Source organism: Streptomyces sp. TLI_105 (assembly GCF_900105415.1).
In the GTDB taxonomy this organism is placed as follows: Bacteria; Actinomycetota; Actinomycetes; order Streptomycetales; family Streptomycetaceae; genus Streptomyces.
In genome coordinates this window covers 6,214,394-6,231,871 of the sequence record NZ_FNSM01000001.1, presented here as the reverse complement: position 1 = coordinate 6,231,871, position 17,478 = coordinate 6,214,394, and the positions used below count along the sequence as shown (strand labels likewise).

Sequence of the window (17,478 nt, the reverse complement as noted above, 5' to 3'; positions counted from 1 at the left end):
CGTACTGCTTGTCTGCCCCGCTGCACCCCCAAACCTAATTGATCAGGGGGCCCAGCGACGCGACGGCGAGCGCGAAGAACGCCGCCGCGAGGAGGGCCGGTGTGTGCGGTCCCAGGCCGGCGGCCGCGGCGCCGCCGAGGAGCGCGCCGAGCGGCGCGCCCGCGACGGCGAGGGTGCGGAAGGCCGCGGCGATGCGACCGAGCATCCCCTCGGGGGCGCGCTCCTGCATGAGGGTCGTCTGCTGGACGTTCCACACCGTCCCCATGAGGCCGAACACCGCCATGGCCCCGATCGATACCCCGAGGACGGGCACCGCGCCCATCAGGATCAGGCAGGCGGTCTGGACGGTCCCGGCGAGGAACACGGCGCGTATGCGGCCGGTCCGCTCGGCGATCCGCCGGGCCAGGAAGCCGCCGGCGACGGCGCCCAGGGCGTAGGCCGTGATCGTGGCGGCGTACGCCGTGTTCCCCGCGGTTCCCGTCGGGTGGCCGTCGGTCACATGGACGACGAGGGTGGCGATGAGGGCGCCCATGCCGATGTTGCAGAGGGTGGTCGCGGTGCAGAGCCACCGCAGGGGCCGGTCCGCGCGCAGGACGGCGAGGCCCTGGGCCGCCTCGGCGCGGAGGGTGGACCCGGCCGGGCGGGGCGGCCGCTCGGGCGCGCCGGTCCGCAGGGAGGCGACGAGGAGGGCGGCCAGGACGTACGTGAGCGCGTCGGCCGCGTACGGGACGGCGGGGCCGGCGAGGAGCAGGACGGGCACGGCCGGCCCGGCGAGGAGACCGCCGGCGAGCTGCTGGCCGGTCATCAGGCGCGCGTTGGCGCCGGCCAGGGTCTCGGCGGGGACGAGCGCGGGCAGCAGGGCGGTGGCCGCGTTGTCGAAGAGGGTCTGGAGGGTGGTGAGGGCGAAGGCGAGGGCGAGCAGCAGGGCGACGGAGGCGTGTCCGAGGGCGACGGCGGCGGCGAAGGCGGCGACGAGTCCGGCGCGGACGAGGTCGACGGCCCACATGGCCCGCCGCTGGTCGACGCGGTCGGCGACGGCGCCGCCGAGGAGTCCGAAGAGCAGCCAGGGCAGGAAGCCGCAGGCGGTGACGGAGGCGATGAGGAGGGGGTCGTCGGTGAGCGAGGCGGCGAGCAGCGGCAGCGCGGCGGTGCGCAGCGAGTCGCCGAACCGGGAGACGACCGCGGCCGTCCACAGCCGTCCGAAGCCGCCCCGCCAGGTGGGCGCGGCCCTGCTGCCGCCCGCTGTCTCCGTCGCCGCCACGGCGCCCCCTCGGTCCGGTGGTCTCCCCGTCGTACCGACCGTAGAGGACGCCACTGACAACGCCGCGCACCCGGCGGGCGCCCGCCCGTGACGCACGAACGGGCCTTGCCCGCGAACTCGGTTCGCGGGCAAGGCCCGTTCGTCACACCGTCACACCACGCTTCAGATCTCGCCGCGCAGCTTGGCCAGCGCCTCGGCGAGGATCGCCTCGCCGTCCGCGTCGCTGCGCCGCTCACGCACATAGGCGAGGTGGGTCTTGTACGGCTCCGTGCGCGGCGGGTCCGGCGGGTTGTCCCGGTCCTGACCTGCCGGGAAGCCGCAGCGCGGGCAGTCCCAGGTGTCCGGGACCGCCGCGTCGCTGGCGAAGCTCGGCTGCGTCTCGTGCCCGTTCGAGCACCAGAAGGAGATGCGGAGGCGCGGTGCCGACTCGCCCCGCTCGGCCTCCCCCATCGGCCCCGCTCCGACCCGGCTTCCCCGGATCGCGTTGCCACTTGCCACGGTCGTAACTCCCTGCGTGATGGTGCTCGAAGATGCCCCAGTCTACGTAAGGCCCAACGCGCGTCCAGTGATTGGAGTTACCCGTCCAACTTCATCAGCAGACCAAGTACCACAATGCAGGCGAACCAGAGCAGACCGATCACGACGGTGATCCGGTCAAGGTTCCGCTCGGCGACCGAGGAGCCGCCCACGGAGGACTGCATGCCGCCTCCGAACATGTCGGAGAGGCCGCCGCCCTTCCCCTTGTGCATCAGCACGAGCAGCATCAGCAGCGCGCTGAAGACGATCAGGGCGATCGAGAACCCCATAACCACGGCTGGACCAACTTCCTCGGACTTATACGGACGGGGGCCGGGCACCTGCCCGACCCCCGCAAGGGTACGACGTAACTCCGCTACCGCATACTCACTGGTCGCGGAAGCGCACGATCTTGACGAACTCGTCGGCGTCCAGCGCCGCGCCGCCCACCAGGGCGCCGTCGACGTCCGGCTGCGCCATGATCGCGGCGACGTTTCCGGCCTTGACCGAGCCGCCGTACTGGATGCGGACCTTGTCGGCCAGCTCCTGCGAGTACAGCTCGGCCAGGCGGCCGCGGATCGCCCCGCAGACCTCCTGGGCGTCCTCGGGGGTGGCGACCTCGCCGGTGCCGATGGCCCACACCGGCTCGTACGCGATCACGATCGTCTCGGCCTGCTCGGCCGGGACGTCCTTCAGACCGCCGTCGATCTGGGCCAGGGTGTACTCGACCTGGTTGCCCGCCTTGCGGACGTCCAGGCCCTCGCCGACGCAGAGGATCGGGGTCACGCCGTGCTTGAAGGCGGCCTTCACCTTGGCGTTGCAGACCTCGTCGTTCTCGGCGTGGTACTGGCGGCGCTCGGAGTGGCCGACGGCGACGTAGGCGCACTTCAGCTTGGACAGCATCAGGCCCGAGACCTCGCCGGTGTAGGCCCCGGAGTCGTGCTCCGAGATGTCCTGGGCGCCGTACTTGATCTTGATCTTGTCTCCGTCGACCAGGGTCTGGACGGACCTCAGGTCGGTGAAGGGAACCAGGACCGCGACCTCACAGGCGTCGAGGTCCTTGTCGGTCAGGGCGAAGGCGAGCTTCTGGACGTGGGCGATGGCCTCGAGGTGGTTGAGGTTCATCTTCCAGTTGCCCGCCATCAGCGGGGTGCGGGTGGTCATAAGGGGGTCAGTCCTCCAGTGCGGCGAGGCCGGGAAGCGTCTTGCCCTCGAGGTACTCGAGGGAGGCGCCGCCGCCGGTCGAAATGTGGCCGAATGCCTTCTCGTCGAAGCCCAGGATGCGGACGGCCGCGGCGGAGTCGCCACCGCCGACCACCGTGAACGCCGGGGAGTCGACGAGCGCCTGGGCGACGGCCTTGGTGCCCTCGGCGTAGTCGGGGTGCTCGAAGACGCCCATCGGACCGTTCCAGAAGACGGTGGCCGCGTCGGCGAGCTTCGAGGCGTAGAGCTTACGGGTCTCCGGACCGATGTCCAGGCCCTCCTGGTCCGCCGGGATGGCGTCCGCGGCGACCGTGGTGGGGTTGGCCGGAGCCTTGGTCTTCAGGTCCGGGAAGTCGGCCGAGACCAGGACGTCGACGGGGAGCACGAACTCCACGCCGCGCTCCTTGGCACGCTTCAGGTAGTCCTGGACCGCCGGGATCTGGTCCTCCTGGAGCAGCGAGATGCCGACCTCGTGGCCCTGGGCCTTGAGGAAGGTGTAGGCCATGCCGCCGCCGATGAGGATGCGGTCGGCCTTCTCCAGGAGGTGGTCGATCACGCCGAGCTTGTCGGAGACCTTGGCACCGCCGAGCGCGACCACGTACGGCCGCTGGACGTCGTCCGTGAGCTTCTTCAGGACGCCGACCTCGGTGGCGATGAGGTAGCCCGCGGCGTGCGGGAGGCGCGCCGGGAGGTCGAAGACCGAGGCGTGCTTGCGGTGCACGGCGCCGAAGCCGTCGCCGACGTACAGGTCGGCGAGGGCGGCCAGCTGGTCCGCGAAGGCGCCGCGCTCGGCGTCGTCCTTCGAGGTCTCACCGGCGTTGAAGCGGAGGTTCTCGATGACGGCCACCTGGCCGTCGGCGAGGCCCGCGACGGTCTCCCGGGCGGAGTCGCCGACGGTGTCGGTCGCGAAGGCCACGTCGGCGCCGAGCAGTTCGCCGAGGCGCGCGGCGGCCGGGGCGAGCGAGAACGCCGGGTCCGGGGCGCCCTTGGGGCGGCCCAGGTGCGAGGCGACCACGACGCGGGCGCCGGCGTCGGCGAGCGCCTTGACCGTGGGGACGACGGCGCGGATGCGGCCGTCGTCGGTGATGGTGGTGCCGTCGAGCGGCACGTTGAGGTCGGCGCGGACGAACACGCGCTTTCCTTCGACGCCCTCGCTGAGAAGCTCGTCGATCGTCTTCATCTGTTAACAGACTCCTTGGTACGCGGTGGAGCACACAAACAGGGCTCGCACAGCGCGGCATTGCGCTGCCCGAGCCCTGCTCACATCGAAAACCTGCCCTGAACCCTAGAGCCTAGAGCCGGCCGCCGACGAAGACGGTGAGGTCGACGAGACGGTTGGAGTAGCCCCACTCGTTGTCGTACCAGCCGAGGATCTTGACCGTGCTGCCCTCCTGGACCATCGTCAGGGAGGCGTCGAAGGTGCAGGACGCCGGGTCGCTGACGATGTCCGAGGAGACGATCGGGTCCTCGGTGTAGAAAAGGATTCCCTTGAGGTCGCCGTCGTCGGCGGCCTTCTTGAACGCGGCGTTGACCTCGTCCTTGGTGACCTCGCGGTCGAGGGTGACGACCAGGTCGGTGGCGGAGCCGGTCGGGACCGGGACGCGCATGGCGATGCCGTCGAGCTTGCCCTTGAGCTGCGGGAGGACCAGGGCGGTGGCCTTGGCGGCACCCGTCGTGGTCGGGATGATGTTCTCCGCGGCGGCGCGGGCGCGGCGCAGGTCCTTGTGCGGGAAGTCCAGGATGCGCTGGTCGTTGGTGTACGCGTGGACCGTGGTCATCAGGCCCTTGACGATGCCGAAGTTCTCGTCGAGGACCTTGGCCATCGGCGCGACGCAGTTGGTGGTGCAGGACGCGTTGGAGATGACGTCGTGCTGCGCGGGGTCGTACTTGTCCTGGTTGACACCCATAACGATGGTGATGTCCTCGTCGGTGGCCGGAGCCGAGATGAGGACCTTCTTGGCGCCGCCGGCGAGGTGCTTCGCGGCGTCCGCCCTCTTCGTGAAGATGCCGGTCGACTCGATGACGATGTCGACGCCCAGGTCGCCCCAGGGGATGTCGGCCGGGTCGCGCTCGGACAGCACCTTGATGGTGTGGCCGTCGACGGTGATGGTGTCGGCGGTGTGGGTCACCTCGGCCTTGAGGCGGCCCAGGATGGTGTCGTACTTCAGCAGGTGTGCGGTGGTCGCGGTGTCACCCAGGTCGTTGACTGCCACGACCTCGATGTCGGCACCCTGCTCAAGGAGCGCGCGGAAATAGTTCCGACCGATGCGGCCAAAGCCGTTGATGCCTACGCGGATCGTCACGAACCGATCTCCTCGTTAGGTACGCCGGTGTGTTCGACGCCGGCGAGATTTTTGTTTTTTGGGATGTCCCCGACCGCTTACGACCCTACCTCCCCCGCCGCCGGTGAGTGACATCCTGCGCATCCGGATGAGCCCGGAAAGTAAGGAAAAACGGCCGACGGCCCGCCCCTACCACCGGGTACGGGCCGCCTTGGGACCTTTGTCCCCGCTACTCTCCGTCAGCGCCGGAGCGTCCCCAGGGCGCGGCCGACGATCCGTGCGCGCTCCGCCTCGCCGGGCACGTGCTCCAGGCCGTAGCCGAGGAGGACGGTGTCACGCGTGGTGACCGCCGCCTGGGAGTGGAAGAGCGCCGCGGAACGCGCCCAGTCGGAGGCGTTGCCGGGGCTGCCGGCCGGAGCGCCCGGTGTGGACCAGGCGCCGAGGGAGGTCTCGAAGCCCTCCGTCTCGGTGGTGGCGCCGGTGACGAGCCGGGTGTCGTCGACGAAGGCGCCCATCTCGCCCGTACCGGGGTCGGAGACGTACGAGAGGGCGAGTTCGACCTTCTTGCCGGCCCAGGCGCTCAGGTCGACGGAGGCCTGCCGCCAGCCGTTGGAGGGGCCGGTGAAGGCGTTCCAGGAGCCGGTGGTGCCGGTGGGCGCGCAGCCGTCCTCGCCGACGGTGAGGTAGTGGGCGAGGAAGGGGTGGCCGCGGACGTAGTAGCCCTCGCCGCAGTCGGCCGGGGGCTGGGCGGAGGTGCCGCCGCCCAGGTCGGGCAGCGTCGTCCAGTCGTCCTGGCCGACGGTGTGGGCCTCGACGACGAGGTTGTCGTAGCCGGGCTCGGTGTCGTAGCTGACCTGGAAGTCCAGGCGCGGCTTCGACGCGGCGACGACGCCGGTGAGGTCGACGGTCCTGGCGAGCCGGGCCCAGGTGTCGTCGGCGTGCTTGACGGCCGCGAAGCTCGATCCCTCGGCGGGCTCGAAGGGGGTGCGGATGCCCGGGTAGTCGCCGGCGGAGGCGCTGCTCGCGAACTGCGGGAACTCCTCCGGCTTCAGGGTGTCCGAAGTGACGGTGTACGCGCCCGCGTTGTCCAGCGGGTTGTCGGTGGCGGAACCGAGCGTCGCGCCGACGCCCGCGAAGGCGCCCGTACCGGCGAAGGCGGGCGGGTTCTTGAGGCCCGCGCGGTGGTAGGCGCCGAGGTAGTACTGGGCGAAGTCGTTGGTCTCGGCCAGGCCGACCTCGGTGAGTCCACCGGACTTCTCGCCGGCGTTGATCAGCTTGCCGCCCTCGTTGAGGTAGGCGCGGACGGCGAGCTGGGCGTCCCCGGAGGGACGCTCGGCGCCGGTGTACCAGACGACGGTGCGGAAGTGGGAGAGCACGCCGAGGGCGTCCGGGGTGCCCTGGGTGGCGACGTCCCAGACGGCGGCCCTGCGGCCGTTGTCGGCGAGCGCCTTCACGTACGCGGCGGTGTGCCGGGCGGCGGTGGTGCCGCCCTCGTCGGCGAGGACGAGCACGTCGCCGCGGGGACGCTCGGCCACCTTGTAGGTGAAGGGGGCGGAGGAGGTGGCGCGGCCCTCTCGGGTGCGGGCGGTGAACCGGACCTCGACGGAGTCGCCGGGACGGGCTCCCTCGACCTCGGCGCGGTACTCGTCGAAGTAGAGGTTGTCGTCCCCTCCGTAGGTCTCGCCGCCCTTCCAGGCCTTCAGCTCCTCGCTGTGGGGGCGGCCGCCGTTGATCCGGTACGTGAGGGTCTTGCCGCGCAGCGACTTGCGGGCGGTGACGGCGACCTGCTGCCCCTGGCCCCGGGCGTAGGAGGTGGTGAAGGTCTTCGGGGTGAGGTCGGGGGCGTCGATGCCGACCGGGGAGACGGGCCGGTCCGGGTGGGCGGCGGTCTCGGCGACGGCGAGCGCGAAGGGGATGTTCTTGGCGAACTCGGCCTGGATCAGCTTCTCGTCGTCCGGGAAGGTGAAGACGGAGGCGCAGTCGGCCGGGTTCCAGGCGTCGTTCGGGTCGACGCGGGAGGCGGTGGCGCAGGTCGACATCTCCGGGGTGAACATCTGCATCCCGTTGACGTTGGCGGCGTGTCCGTCCGCCTCGCCGTTGGTGATGTACAGCTCCGAGGAGACCTGCGGGCGGTAGCCGGGGACGGCGGACTTCTGCGGGGTGCCGGCGAGCGCCTTGAGGGCCACGTCGTCGGGGGTGTCGGTGGCCACCTGCCAGCCGACGCCGTACAGCAGGAGCTGGGCGGCCGAGTGGTAGTTGACGCCGTACGCGAAGCCGATGCGCTTCTGGAAGGCGTCGAGGGCCCTCGTCTCCGGCTCCGACATGGGGCCCTTGCCGCGGAAGGTCTCGTCGGCCGGGTCGGGGGACGAGCCCTCGTTGTCATAGCCCCACTTGTAGGCGAAGTTGCGGTTGAGGTCGACGCCGTCGCCGGGGCCGAGCTTCCCGTCTCCGTCGTTGTCGCGGAGGTTCTTCCGCCACTGGCGGTGGGCGGGGTCGGCGTGCGTGTAGTCGTAGCCGTCCGGGTTGGCGGAGAGCACGAACCACAGCTCGGTGGAGTCGACGATCCGGGTGATCCGCTCGTCCTTGCCGTAGCCGTCGAGGTAGTGGTGCATCAGCCGCCGGGTCATCTCGGGGGTGATCCACTCGCGCGCGTGCTGGTTGGACATGTACAGCGTGGCGGGCTTCGAGCCGTCCTTGGTGTGCCGGGCGCCCTTGGTCAGCTTGAGGGCGAGGATGTCCTGGCCCTTGAGGGTCTTGCCGATGGAGACGACCTTGGTCAGGCCGGGGTTGGCCCGTGCGGTGTCCAGGATCTCCTGCTTGAGGCCGTTCGGCCCTCCGTACGGACGGAAGACGCCGTCCCCGGCGGCGGCGACCCGCTTCTCGGCCTGGGCGGTGAGATGGTGCTCGGCGATCTCGACGCCCTGGCCGCGCAGCTGCCCGGCCTGCCGACCGGTGAGGAAGAGCTCGACCGTCGCGGAGCCCTTCGCCGGGACCTGCTCGGTGAGTTCATGGGCGTCGGCACCGGCTTCGAGGAGCAGCGGAACCTGCTCCTGGGTGACCTCGGCCCGCCACACGGAGAGGGCGTCGCCGCCGTCCCGGTCGTTCGGCTGTGCTCCGGCGACGGGTGCCGCCGCCACTCCCGCGATCAGCAGTGAAGCCGCGGCGAGGATCGATCTCGCTCTGCGTCTCATGTGCCCCCCTTGCTGTTGTCTGCCTCGAAGGTGAACAGACGCCAGGCTCTTGGGCGCCCATGGGACTGTCAAGGGTGCCTCGCGGGGTGTACGAAAAAGCTGCCGGTGCCTCAGAAAGGCACCGGCAGCGCGGAGTTGAAGGTTCCGTAGGCCCTCTCTCCGTACGAGCTGTCGTACGAGTGGTCCGTATGGGCGTCCCGTGCGAGCTCTTCGTACAGGCTTTCCGTACAGACTTTCCGTACAGGCTCTTCGTACAGGCTTTCCGTACGGTGACGGATCCGGTCAGCCGACGAGGCTGTCGTCGAGCTCCTCCGTCAGGTTGGACTCGGTCCCGGGGATGCCCAGGTCCTGCGCCCGCTTGTCGGCCATCGCCAGCAGCCGGCGGATCCGGCCGGCCACCGCGTCCTTGGTCAGCGGCGGGTCGGCGAGCGCGCCCAGCTCCTCCAGGGAGGCCTGCTTGTGCTCCATGCGGAGCCGGCCCGCGGCGGCGAGGTGCTCGGGCACCTCCTCGCCGAGGATCTCCAGGGCGCGCTGCACGCGGGCGCCGGCGGCGACGGCGGCGCGGGCCGAGCGGCGCAGGTTGGCGTCGTCGAAGTTGGCCAGGCGGTTGGCGGTGGCGCGGACCTCGCGCCGCATCCGCCGCTCCTCCCAGGCGAGCACCGACTCGTGCGCGCCGAGCCGGGTGAGGAGGGCGCCGATCGCGTCGCCGTCGCGGACGACGACCCGGTCCACGCCCCGGACCTCGCGGGCCTTCGCCGCGATGGAGAGCCGGCGGGCCGCGCCGACCAGGGCGAGGGCGGCCTCCGGACCCGGGCAGGTCACCTCCAGGGAGGAGGAGCGGCCGGGCTCGGTCAGCGAGCCGTGCGCGAGGAACGCGCCGCGCCAGGCGGCCTCGGCGTCACAGGTGGCCCCGGAGACCACCTGCGGGGGAAGGCCCCGGATGGGACGGCCGCGGCCGTCCACGAGGCCCGTCTGCCGGGCCAGCTGGTCGCCTCCGGCCACCACCCGCACCACGAAGCGCGAGCCGCGCCGCAGCCCGCCGGGGGCCATCACGATCAGCTCGGAGCTGTGCCCGAAGATCTCCAGGATGTCCCGCTTGAGGCGGCGGGCCGCCATCGCGGTGTCGAGCTCCGCCTCGATCACGATGCGGCCGCTCACCAGGTGCAGCCCGCCCGCGAACCGCAGGATCGACGAGACCTCTGCCTTCCTGCAGCAGGTCCGGGTGACGGGGAGCCGGGAGATCTCGTCCTTCACCGCTGCCGTCATCGCCATGGGCCGATCCTTCCATGCATCCGAAAAATACGGTCGTACGCGGCGGCCAACAGCTCCGGGTCATGCTTCGCGGAGCCGTCGGGCCCGGCCACCGGCGCCAGCTCGACCGCGGCGCCGAGCCGCTTTGCGGCATCGACGAGGGGTTCCCTCGCTGACACGTCGGGCACGGCGGCCTCGTCGGCCAGCACCACGTCCAGGGCGAGTTTAGGGGCGTGTCGTCCCAAAACCTCCAAATGACGCTGCGGGGAGAAGCCCTCGGTTTCTCCGGGCTGCGGCGCGAGGTTCAGCGAGAGCACCTTCCGGGCCTTCGTCTCGACCAGGGCGTCGAGGAGCTCGGGGACCAGGAGGTGCGGGATCACCGAGGAGAACCAGGAGCCGGGACCGAGGACCACCCAGTCCGCGTCCAGGACCGCCGCGACCGCCTCGGGCACGGCCGGCGGGTCGTTCGGCACGAGGTGCACGGACTGCACCTCGCCGGGGGTGAGCGCGACGGTCGCCTGGCCGCGCACGGTGTCCACGGCGTCCGGCCGCTCCGGGTCGTGGCCCCTGACCAGGGCCTGGAGCTCCAGGGGCACGGCGGACATGGGCAGCACCCGGCCCTGGGCGCCGAGCAGCCGGCCGACCAGGTCGAGGGCCTGCACGGGGTCGCCGAGCTGCTCCCAGAGGGCGACGATCAGCAGATTGCCGACGGCGTGGCCGTTGATCTCGCCCTTGGACTGGAAGCGGTGCTGGATCACCCGGGCCCAGGTCTGGCCCCAGTCGTCGTCGCCGCAGAGGGCGGCGAGCGCCTTGCGCAGGTCGCCCGGGGGCAGCACGCCGAGCTCCTCCCGGAGCCGGCCGCTGGAGCCCCCGTCGTCGGCGACGGTGACGACGGCGGTGAGGTCGCCGGTGATCCGGCGGAGCGCGGCGAGGGACGCCGACAGGCCCATGCCGCCACCGAGCGCGACCACCTTGGGCTGGGCGCCGCGCCTGCGGAGCGTACGCCGCACCGCGAGGGTGGAGGCACGCCGACGGTACGGCTTCACTCGCGCCCCATGTCCCGGTGGACGACGACGGTCTCGACCCCTTCGGAGGCGAGGCGGGCGGCGAGGCGCTCGGCGGTGGCCACGGAGCGGTGCTTGCCGCCCGTGCAGCCCACGGCGATGGTCACGTACCGCTTGCCCTCGCGGCGGTAGCCCGCGGCGATCAGCTGGAGCAGCTCGGTGTAGCGGTCGAGGAACTCCTTGGCGCCCGGCTGGTTGTAGACGTAGTTCGACACCTCCTCGTTGAGGCCGGTGAAGGGGCGCAGCTCGGGGACCCAGTGCGGATTCGGCAGGAAGCGCATGTCGACGACGAGGTCGGCGTCGACCGGCAGGCCGTACTTGAAGCCGAAGGACATCACGGTGGCCCGCAGCTCGGGCTCCTCGTCGCCGGCGAACTGGGCGTCCATCTTGGCGCGCAGCTCGTGGACGTTGAGGCTGGAGGTGTCGATCACCAGGTCGGCGTCGCCGCGCAGCTCGCGCAGCAGGTCGCGCTCGGCGGCGATGCCGTCGGTGATGCGGCCGTCGCCCTGGAGCGGGTGCGGCCTGCGGACCGACTCGAAGCGCCGGACCAGGGCCTCGTCGGAGGACTCCAGGAAGACGACCCGGCGGGTGACCTGCTTGGCGTCCAGGTCGGCGAGGGACTCCCTGAGGTTGTCGAAGAACTGCCGGCCGCGGACGTCCACGACGACGGCGATCCGGGCGACGTTGCCCTGGGAGCGGGCGCCGAGCTCCACCATGGTGGGGATCAGCGCGGGCGGCAGGTTGTCCACGACGAACCAGCCGAGGTCCTCCAGACACTTCGCCGCGGTGGACCGGCCCGCTCCGGACATGCCGGAGATGATCACCAGCTCGGGAATGGCCGCCTCGGCGCCGTTGTCGCCGGGGGTCTCCTTCGTGCCCGTACTCACGTGTCCTGCTCCGTCTTCTCGGTCGTGCTCGTCGTGCGTGTGGCGCTCGGTCATGCGGTGGTGCCCCCGTCGTCTTCCATGATCTCTCCTGTGGCCGTGTTCACGGCGGGTGCGGCGGGGGCCGCCTGGGCCAGGGCCACGGCGACCGCCTCCGCGGTCTTCCGGCCGAAGCCGGGGACCTCACAGATCTGCTCGATTGTCGCCTGCTTCAGCCGCTTCACCGAGCCGAAATGCTTGATCAAGGCCTGCTTGCGCGACTCCCCGAGGCCGGGGACGGCGTCGAGCGGGCTGGTCCGGAGACGTTTGGTCCGCTTGGACCGCTGGTAGCGGATGGCGAAGTCGTGAGCCGTGTCACGCACCCGCTGGAGCAGATAGAGGCCCTCGCTGGAGCGGGGCAGCACCACCGGGTCGTCGTCGCCGGGCAGCCAGACCTCCTCCAGCCGCTTGGCGAGGCCGCAGACCGCGACGTCGTCGATGCCGAGCTCGTCGAGGGCGCGGCGGGCCGCGGCGACCTGCGGCTGCCCGCCGTCGACGACGACGAGCTGCGGCGGGTACGCGAAGCGCTTGGGCCGGCCGTCGTCCTGGGCGTCCTCGGCGGGGACCTCGCCGCCGGCGGGGACCTCACCGTCGCCGACCGGGCCCCACTCCCCCGTGCGGTCCTTCTCGGCGAGGTAACGCTTGAAGCGGCGGCTGATCACCTCGTGCATGGACCGGACGTCGTCCTGGCCCTCGAAGCCCTTGATCTGGAAGCGGCGGTACTCGCTCTTGCGGGGCAGCCCGTCCTCGAAGACCACCATCGAGGCGACGACGTCCTCGCCCTGGAGGTGCGAGATGTCGAAGCACTCGATCCGCAGCGGCGCCGAGTCCAGGTCCAGGGCCTCGGCGATCTCCTCCAGGGCCCGGGAGCGGGTGGTCAGGTCGCTGGCCCGCTTGGTCTTGTGCAGGACGAGCGCCTGCTGGGCGTTGCGCGCGACCGTCTCCATCAGGTCCTTCTTGTCGCCGCGCTGCGGGACGCGCAGCGAGACGAGGGATCCGCGGCGGCCGGAGAGCCAGGCGGAGACGGCCTCCGTGTCCTCGGGGAGCGCCGGGACGAGGACCTCCTTGGGGACCGCGTCGCCGCTCTCCTCGCCGTACAGCTGCTGGAGGGCGTGCTCCACGAGCCCCGCCGTGTCGACGGCCTCGACCTTGTCCGTGACCCAGCCGCGCTGGCCCCGGACGCGGCCGCCGCGCACGTGGAAGATCTGCACCGCCGCCTCCAGCTCGTCCTCGGCGAGGGCGATCAGATCGGCGTCGGTGGCGTCGGCGAGGACGACCGCGTTCTTCTCCATGGCCCGGCGCAGGGCCTCTATGTCGTCGCGGAGCCGGGCGGCCTTCTCGTACTCCATGTCCTCGGCCGCGATCATCATCTGCTTCTCCAGCCGGCGGATGTACGTGCCGGTGCGGCCGGCCATGAAGTCGCTGAAGTCCTCGGCCAGTTCGCGGTGCTCCTCGGGCGTGACCCGGCCGACGCAGGGCGCCGAGCACTTGCCGATGTAGCCGAGGAGACAGGGGCGCCCGGCCGACGCGGCGTTCCGGAAGACCCCCGCCGAGCAGGTCCGCACGGGGAACACCCGCAGCATCAGGTCGACGGTCTCGCGGATCGCCCACGCGTGCGCGTACGGCCCGAAGTAGCGCACGCCCTTCTTCTTGTGGCCGCGCATGACCTGGACGCGCGGGAACTCCTCGTTCATGGTGACCGCGAGGTACGGGTAGCTCTTGTCGTCCCGGTACTTCACGTTGAACCGGGGATCGAACTCCTTGATCCAGGAGTACTCCAGCTGCAGCGCCTCGACCTCGGTGGACACCACCGTCCACTCCACGGAGGCGGCCGTCGTCACCATGGTGGCCGTGCGCGGATGCAGGCTCGTGAGCGGCTGGAAGTAGTTCGCCAGCCGCTGACGCAGGGACTTCGCCTTCCCCACGTAGATGACCCGGCGGTGCTCGTCGCGGAACTTGTAGACCCCCGGGGAGTCGGGGATCTGACCCGGCTTGGGGCGGTAGCTGGAGGGGTCGGCCATGCTCACCACCCTACTGGCGCCCACCGACACCCCACGGCGCCCGCCTCCACCCGGAACCCGCCTCGTACTGGGCACGCGCCCGCGCGGGCGGTGCCGCCCCTCTCCGTGTGAACGCGCCCGGCGGGGCGGCGCCCTTCCCACCACCGCCGGGTGGGCGCGCGCCTGCGGGGCGGTGCCCCCGCCCCCGCCCGTGTGGGCAATCGTCCCGCTGGGGCGGGACGGGTGGGCACACGGGACGGCGCCTCTGCGGGCGCGCTCCGCCTTCCGGGCCTGGACCCGCACCACCAGTGCGCTGTGCACGGGGTGCGGGTCAAGGCGCGGGATCCCAGGCCCGGCAAGGGCGCCGTTCCGTTGTGCCCACCCTCCCCCGAGCTCTCGGCTTCGCTCGAGCAGGGGGGACCCCCTCGCCCCAGCGGGACGACTGCCCACAACGGGGCGAGCGGGGGTGGGCGGGCACCGGCCCAGCCGGCGCGCCCACAACGGAGTGGGCGGGGCACCGCCCCGGCGGAGTGGCTGCCCACAACGGGGGCACAAGGGGTGGGCGCCGTCCCGTGGAGCGGAGGCCCGTCGCAGGGGTCAGGCGCGGCGGCCCGCCCGGCGTCCGCGTACCGTCGCCCACGCCGTCAGCGCGAGGACCAGCCCCGCCCCCACGCCCACCGCCGCGACGGCGGGCCTCTCGTGGGACGCGGGCGCGGGCGCGTCGTAACCCCCCGCCGCCCCCTTCCGCGCGTACGACGACCCCGGCAGCTTGTCGCCGTACGCCCGCACGACCCGCTCCCGGTAGCCCGCGAGGCTCGTCCCGTTCCGGCCCACGGCCCGTACCGCGTCCTCGTCGAGCGGCAGCACCTTCGCGCCCTTCAGGACGTACCACGCGTCGATCTGCGGCTCGCGGAAGACGAAGCCGTGGCCGAGTTCCGCGTACCGGATCTCGTCGTCGCCGGTGGCGATGTTCACCACCTGCCAGCCGCCGCCCGGCTGCCGCACCGTCCACAGGGAGGCCTTCCGGCCGTCCGGGGAGACGGCCCTGCTGGCGCGGAACTCGACGCGGGCGACCGGCGCCCCGGGCTTCCCGGCGACGAAGTCCGGGGAGAGGAACCGCACGGGGACGGAGGCGCCCTCGACGCGCGGCGCGGCCGCCGTGCGGGCGGAGGCCCCGTCGCGGGCGAAGAACCGGGACAGGGTGTCCAGGGTCCGCGGCGCGGAGGCGGCCTGTTCGGGGGTCGGCGCGGACGGCAGCTCCTCGGCGGCCGCGGGGAGCGCCCCGAGGAGGACGAGGGCGGTGGTGACGAGGAGCCCGGCTCCCGTGGCACGTGTGTTCATGGTCGTCACGCCCCGATCCGGTAGAGCGAGTGGGTCCAGGAGAACGAGCCGTTGTTCACGTACCAGGCGTGCGAGGCCCAGTTGTAGCGATCGCTGGAGGGCCAGGGGTCGCCCCAGTAGACCCAGCTGTTCGCGTCGTCGTAGCCGTAGATCACGTGCATGTGGCCGCCGCCGCCGGCCCACTGGATCCTGGTCTCGACGGGTCGACCGGCGTTGATCTCGGTCTGGAGGGTGGAGTAGCGCAGCCAGCCGTCGACGTACGAGCCGGGGCTGATGCCGGCCCAGCCCAGTCCGGTCTGGACGTTGGCGAGCGTGGCCTGCCAGTTGGGGCAGTCGTAGCCCTGCTGCCGGTCGAAGGCGGCGTTGCAGAACTGGTTCTGGCTGTAGTTCCGGCCGTACCAGGTGGCGATGGTGTTGCCGCTCGCCGCCCAGCACCAGTTGGTCTTCTGCTGGGCCTGCATGGTGATGTTCAGGCGCTTGGATGCGAGGGTCGAGGCGTCCTCGCCGGTGGGGGCGGCGGAGGCCGAGGTGGCGGGGACGAGGAAGAGGGCGGCTGCGGCGAGTGCCGCGAGGTTCAGCTTTCTTCTGCGCATCGCGTTCCTCCCAGGAGCTGGGGATGAGGGGGGTGGAGGAGCGCGTCCGGACGCTGGTCAGGAGCATCGGCCGTTGTCCGGGCCGGGTCAACACGCTTCAATGCGGGGTGACATCGGACCGTGAACGGTGTGACCCGGGTGTGAACGAAAACCCCCGGCCCACCTGCCCGCCCGCCCCTCGCGGCGCGACGGTCCGTGCCCCCGTCGTGAATGTTCACCGAGGAGTCCTCGTGAGCCCCACCGAGGCGGATCTGGTGCAGCTGCTGCACACCGGTCCCTTCCATCTGGCGCTGCGCACCGCGCTGGCCGTGCGCGGGCTACCGCTCCAGCGGGTCCAGCACCATCTCGCGCACCGGGGCGTCAAGGTCGGGGTGACGAGCCTGAGCTACTGGCAGCAGGGCGCCCGTCGCCCGCAGCGGCCGGAGTCCCTGAAGGCCGTCCGGGCCCTGGAGGAGGTCCTCCGGCTGCCCGGGAACTCGCTGCTGCGGCTCCTGACGGAGGACGCGGCCGCCCGCTCCGAGGTGGAGCGCCCGGCGGCCCGCTCGTACCGCTCGCTGGTGGAGGCCTCGGGCTCGGTCGAGGAGCTGCTCGCTGACCTGGAGTCCCCGACGGACGGCGGGCTGCACACGGTGGGGCACCACGAGCGGGTACGGATCGGGGCGGGGCGGGAGCTGGTGGGGCGCGAGTCGCAGCACGTGGTGCGGGCGCACCGGGACGGCGTGGACCGCTACCTCGCCATCCACCACGGCGACCCCGGCTGCGACCCGTCCCGGGTGGTGGTGCGGGCGGTGGAGAACTGCCGGACGGGGCGGGTGCGGTGGCACGCCGGCACGGGCGTGGTGGTCGCGGAGCTGCTCTTCGACGTGCGGCTGCGGGCCGGGGACACGTATCTGTTCTCGTACGGCTTCGAGGACGGTACGGCGGGGCCGAGCGGGGAGTACGTGCGCGGCTTCAGCTTCGCGGGCGGGCAGTACGCGCTCCAGGTCCGCTTCGACGAGGCGGCGCTTCCGGTGCGGTGCCGGAGGTTCACGCAGTCCTCGGCGGGTGCGCCGCGCGGCGGCCGTGCGGAGCTGACCCTGAGCGGCCGGCACCGCACGGTGCACCTCGTGGAGCAGGGGGTGCGCCCGGGAATCCTGGGGATCGACTGGGACTGGGCGTGAGGCGGTGGGGTTCCGGACCGCTCAGGCCTGGGGCGCCTCGGGACCGGCCACCAGTTTGCCGTTCTCGACGCGGATCGGGACCTCGGGGAGCGGGACGGTGGCGGGGCCCTGTATCGCCTTGCCGGTCGTGACGTCGAAGCGGCTGCCGTGGCAGGGGCAGTTGCCCTCGTTCTCCTCGACCTTGTCGAGGACGCAGCCGGCGTGGGTGCACTGGGCGCTGAAGGCCTTGTACCGGCCCTTGGCCGGGCAGCTCACGACGAGCCGCTGCTCGCGGTAGAGCTTGGAACCGCCGACCGGGACCTCGTCCGGGGCGCCGAGCGGGACCGGTGCGGTCGGGGTCGGGACCTGGGCGTGGCCGAGCTTGGAGTCGGTGGAGCAGGCGGCGACTCCCAGCCCGGCAGCTCCGGCGAGGGCCGCGCCTTTCAGTACGGTGCGGCGGCTGGACTGGCCGGACATGAGCGCTCCACGGTGAGATCGGGGACAAGACACCCCAGGGGTGACCGAACCGACGATACCGGCGGCCTTCCGGGGCCCGACGCCGGGGCCTGGCGGCGGGCCTGGCACCGGGAGGCGGCCCCCGGACCCGACGAGGGAGGCAGGGCCCCGGACCCGACGAGGGAGGCAGGGCCCCGGACCCGACGAGGGAGGCAGGGCCCCGGACCCGACGAGGGAGGCGGGACCCCGGCCGGGGTC

15 protein-coding genes are annotated in these 17,478 nt (G+C 72.1%); 1 reads left to right on the top strand and 14 read right to left on the bottom strand.

Annotated features, from left to right (window positions below):
- Window positions 1-34: 34 nt before the first annotated feature.
- The 13 genes from BLW86_RS28450 to BLW86_RS28390 all read right to left on the bottom strand — a co-directional run bounded on the left by BLW86_RS28450 (window position 35) and on the right by BLW86_RS28390 (window position 15,625).
- Complete coding sequence (locus BLW86_RS28450; RefSeq protein WP_093876672.1) at window positions 35-1,261, bottom strand: MFS transporter; 1,227 nt, start codon at window positions 1,259-1,261, stop codon at window positions 35-37.
- A gap of 162 nt (window positions 1,262-1,423) precedes the next feature.
- Window positions 1,424-1,759 (bottom strand): RNA polymerase-binding protein RbpA, encoded by a 336-nt coding sequence (locus BLW86_RS28445; RefSeq protein ID WP_078908267.1) that lies wholly within the window; start codon window positions 1,757-1,759, stop codon window positions 1,424-1,426.
- A gap of 77 nt (window positions 1,760-1,836) precedes the next feature.
- Window positions 1,837-2,067, bottom strand: coding sequence for a preprotein translocase subunit SecG (gene secG, locus BLW86_RS28440; RefSeq protein WP_056561581.1), 231 nt, complete (start codon window positions 2,065-2,067; stop codon window positions 1,837-1,839).
- Window positions 2,068-2,164: 97 nt separating this feature from the next.
- Entirely contained in the window at window positions 2,165-2,941 is a 777-nt protein-coding gene (gene tpiA, locus BLW86_RS28435) for a triose-phosphate isomerase (RefSeq protein ID WP_093876671.1), read from the bottom strand.
- Between the two features lie 7 nt (window positions 2,942-2,948).
- A complete protein-coding gene (gene pgk, locus BLW86_RS28430; protein ID WP_093876670.1) occupies window positions 2,949-4,160 on the bottom strand; it encodes a phosphoglycerate kinase in 1,212 nt (403 codons plus the stop codon).
- Between the two features lie 112 nt (window positions 4,161-4,272).
- Entirely contained in the window at window positions 4,273-5,283 is a 1,011-nt protein-coding gene (gene gap / locus BLW86_RS28425; RefSeq protein ID WP_093876669.1) for a type I glyceraldehyde-3-phosphate dehydrogenase, read from the bottom strand.
- Window positions 5,284-5,501: 218 nt separating this feature from the next.
- Window positions 5,502-8,453 (bottom strand): M14 family metallopeptidase, encoded by a 2,952-nt coding sequence (locus BLW86_RS28420; RefSeq protein WP_093876668.1) that lies wholly within the window; start codon window positions 8,451-8,453, stop codon window positions 5,502-5,504.
- A 282-nt stretch (window positions 8,454-8,735) separates the two neighbouring features.
- The gene (gene whiA, locus BLW86_RS28415) at window positions 8,736-9,725 is read right to left on the bottom strand and encodes a DNA-binding protein WhiA (protein ID WP_030205188.1); all 990 of its coding nucleotides are present in this window, start codon (window positions 9,723-9,725) and stop codon (window positions 8,736-8,738) included.
- Entirely contained in the window at window positions 9,716-10,750 is a 1,035-nt protein-coding gene (gene yvcK, locus BLW86_RS28410; RefSeq protein WP_093876667.1) for a gluconeogenesis factor YvcK family protein, read from the bottom strand. The genes whiA and yvcK overlap by 10 nt, the downstream gene beginning before the upstream one ends.
- The gene (gene rapZ / locus BLW86_RS28405) at window positions 10,747-11,709 is read right to left on the bottom strand and encodes an RNase adapter RapZ (RefSeq protein WP_093876666.1); all 963 of its coding nucleotides are present in this window, start codon (window positions 11,707-11,709) and stop codon (window positions 10,747-10,749) included. Before rapZ ends, yvcK begins: the two co-directional genes overlap by 4 nt.
- On the bottom strand, window positions 11,706-13,712 hold the full coding sequence (gene uvrC, locus BLW86_RS28400) for an excinuclease ABC subunit UvrC (protein WP_093876665.1): 2,007 nt from the start codon (window positions 13,710-13,712) through the stop codon (window positions 11,706-11,708). Before uvrC ends, rapZ begins: the two co-directional genes overlap by 4 nt.
- Window positions 13,713-14,288: 576 nt before the next feature.
- Window positions 14,289-15,032 (bottom strand): hypothetical protein, encoded by a 744-nt coding sequence (locus BLW86_RS28395; RefSeq protein ID WP_256341453.1) that lies wholly within the window; start codon window positions 15,030-15,032, stop codon window positions 14,289-14,291.
- 5 nt (window positions 15,033-15,037) lie between these two features.
- The gene (locus tag BLW86_RS28390) at window positions 15,038-15,625 is read right to left on the bottom strand and encodes a papain-like cysteine protease family protein (protein WP_093876663.1); all 588 of its coding nucleotides are present in this window, start codon (window positions 15,623-15,625) and stop codon (window positions 15,038-15,040) included.
- 230 nt (window positions 15,626-15,855) lie between these two features.
- Between BLW86_RS28390 and BLW86_RS28385 the strand changes: the two genes are divergently transcribed.
- Complete coding sequence (locus BLW86_RS28385; protein WP_093876662.1) at window positions 15,856-16,785, top strand: hypothetical protein; 930 nt, start codon at window positions 15,856-15,858, stop codon at window positions 16,783-16,785.
- 21 nt (window positions 16,786-16,806) lie between these two features.
- Here the strand turns inward: BLW86_RS28385 and BLW86_RS28380 are convergent, their stop codons facing one another.
- Window positions 16,807-17,241, bottom strand: coding sequence for a Rieske (2Fe-2S) protein (locus BLW86_RS28380; protein WP_093876661.1), 435 nt, complete (start codon window positions 17,239-17,241; stop codon window positions 16,807-16,809).
- Window positions 17,242-17,478 lie beyond the last annotated feature (237 nt).